The 2510-nt window shown below is 65.5% G+C and carries 3 protein-coding genes; 1 reads left to right on the forward strand and 2 read right to left on the reverse strand.

The window, feature by feature from the left end; translation table 11 throughout:
• Positions 1-172 precede the first annotated feature (172 nt).
• Complete coding sequence (locus tag AC3WJD_RS21870; protein ID WP_492748942.1) at positions 173-421, reverse strand: hypothetical protein; 249 nt, start codon at positions 419-421, stop codon at positions 173-175.
• A 357-nt stretch (positions 422-778) separates the two neighbouring features.
• Here AC3WJD_RS21870 and AC3WJD_RS21875 point away from each other — a divergent pair, with 357 nt between their 5' ends.
• Positions 779-1471 (forward strand): HAD family hydrolase, encoded by a 693-nt coding sequence (locus AC3WJD_RS21875; protein WP_492748944.1) that lies wholly within the window; start codon positions 779-781, stop codon positions 1469-1471.
• Here AC3WJD_RS21875 and AC3WJD_RS21880 read toward each other — a convergent pair.
• Positions 1405-2510, reverse strand: a 1106-nt coding sequence (locus tag AC3WJD_RS21880) for a benzoate/H(+) symporter BenE family transporter (protein ID WP_492748945.1), incomplete at its 5' end; no start/stop codon positions are given. The two genes, AC3WJD_RS21875 and AC3WJD_RS21880, sit on opposite strands and share 67 nt — an antisense overlap.

Consider the following 2510-nt stretch of genomic DNA (forward strand, 5'->3'; position numbering starts at 1 on the left):
TCAGTCCCTCCTCGTCCAAAGGTGGGGGGACCAGTTCTACGTGTCGCTACCGGACCAGTTTTGCATGTCGCCTGACACCTGATCTCCAAAATACTGCTTGCGTCTTCAGGGGCGTCCACAGATGGGAAGCGGTCTAATGGACCGCGAAAATACGCCCGCTACGCGAGTTTCATCAGCAGGGGCCGTGCCAAAAGACGCCTTCGGTCAACCTTGAATAGCATCCTTCCGGTATCGGCAAGTCACGCTTGTTCTGCGCAACGTGATACCCCCAACCACCGTCGAAGTAAGGCTTGGTGGTGATGCTGACGCCCCACTCATGGACGGCTACAAACTCCGGCTGAAGGCTTGCGATAACCGGCGGCCATTGTTGTTCCGGTATTTCGATCCAGCCGCTTCGCGGCTTAGACGGATGATCGGTCATCAGAGATTGGGCTTCGGTTCTGATTGCCCGCAATTCCACGGGATCAGAAACCGGCCGATCGCACCCGGCAAGAAGCAAAGGCGCAGCCAAGATTATAAGTGTGGCAATTTGGCTTGCCCGCTGATTCATAGATGAAATTAAGCACATAGTGTGCAGGGCCGCTACGTTGTATTGGGCTAAAGTCCGGATTTGGCTTCGGCGTTCGAAATCCTGGCGTCCGCAATTGGGGCGCTTGCTGCCAGTCAGCCTTGTTCGTCTGCTGCCCCGGCACCGCGATCAAACTTCGACAGACGGGCGGCTTGCTCCGTCCCCAGTGGAACGGCTATCGGGGCACTCCCGCCGTATTGGAGTCGCGTGATGCCCATCTCGATCATCGGTCTCGATGCCGACGACACGCTGTGGCACAACGAGACGATCTTTCGGATGACGCATGCGCGGTTCAACGAATTGCTCGGCGATTTCGCGGAACCCGAGGCGATCGAGGCGCAGCTTGCCGCGACCGAGCGGCGCAACCTTGCGACCTATGGCTATGGCGCCAAGGGCTTCACGCTCTCGATGATCGAGACCGCATTGGAGGTCAGCGACCGGCGCGTGCCCGCGGGGGTGCTGGCCGAGATCCTGTCGACGGGGCGCGAGATGATGCTGCACCCGATCGAGCCGCTGCCCGGGGTCGAGGAGGCGCTCGAGACGCTCGCGGAGCGGGCCAAGCTGGTGCTCATCACCAAGGGCGACCTCTTCCACCAGGAGCAGAAGCTCGCGGCCTCGGGATTGGGCGCATTCTTCTCGGGGGTCGAGATCGTCAGCGAGAAGACGGCGGATGTCTACGCACGCATCTTCGCGCGCCACGGGGCGGTGGGGAACGCGGTGATGGCGGGCAATTCGGTGCGCTCGGATGTGCTCCCGGCATTGGAGGCGGGAAGCTGGGCGGCGCTGATACCCTATCCGCTGGTCTGGGCGCATGAGGCGGCGGACGCCCCCGCGGATCACCCGCGCTTTGCCGAGCTTTCGGCGCTGGGCGAGCTTGCGGACTGGATCGACGGCATCGGCTGAAACAGCCGGCGCACGCCCAGCGCGAGAAAGCCCGCGACCAAACCCCAGAAGGCGGATCCGACGCCGAGCAGGGTCATGCCCGAGGCGGTGGCGGCGAAGGTCAGCACCGCGGGCTCGCGGTCGGCGGGTTCGGCGAGCATTCCGCCGAGCGCGTTAACCAGCGGGCCGATCAGCGCGATCCCGGTGATCGCGGCGACCGTCTCGCGCGGCATCGCCATGAACAGGCCGACCAGCGGCACCGCGAACGCCGCGAGCAGCAGATAGAAACCGGCGTAGAACATTCCCACCAGCCAGCGGCGCACCTTATCGGGATGCGCGTCGGCATCGGTGCAGATCGCGGCGGTGATCGCGGCGAGGTTGACGCTGTGCGCGCCGAAGGGGGCGAGCAGCAGCGAGGTGAGGCCAGTCGTGAACAGGATCGGCTGAGAAGGCGGCTCATAGCCCGCTGAGCGCAGCACGACGAAGCCCGGCAGGTTCTGCGAGACGAGCGTGACGAGGAACAGCGGCACGCCGAGGCTGAAGATCGCGCGCCAGTCGAACTGCGGCAGCGTCGCGCTCATCCCGCCGAACACCGTACCGCCGTCATGCGGCGCGATGTCGCCGCGCCCGACCACCAGCGTGATCGCCGCGAGCAGCACGATCAGCAGCGCCCAGGCGGGGAATTTCTGGCGCGCGACGACGAAGATGACGAGCAGCAGTCCGGCCAATACCGCGTCCGACTGAAAGGTGCGGAACAGCGCGAGGCAGAAGGGGAGGAGGATACCCGCAAGCATCGCCGAGGCGACCGAAGGCGGGATTCGCGCGGCAAGCCGGCCGAGCGCGGGGACAAGGCCGAGCAGCGTCATCATTGCCGCCGCCGCGACGAAGGCGCCGATCGCGACGGGCCAGGTAGCACCGGTGCTGCTCGCGGCGATCAGCGCGGCGCCCGGCGTCGACCAGGCAAGCACCACGGGCATGCGCAGCCGATAGCTGAGCCCCGCGCCCGCGACCGCGATGCCGAGGCAGAGCGCGGTGACCATCGAGCCGATCTGCGCCGCCG

The sequence above is a fragment of the Sphingobium sp. FW306-1B-F04DB genome (assembly GCF_058781925.1).

What these genes read in the sequence shown, in the direction of transcription:
- AC3WJD_RS21875 (WP_492748944.1), top strand. Translation starts at nt 779, where the DNA reads ATGCCCATCTCGATCATCGGTCTCGATGCCGACGACACGCTGTGGCAC.
- AC3WJD_RS21870 (WP_492748942.1), bottom strand. Translation starts at nt 421, where the DNA reads ATGACCGATCATCCGTCTAAGCCGCGAAGCGGCTGGATCGAAATACCG.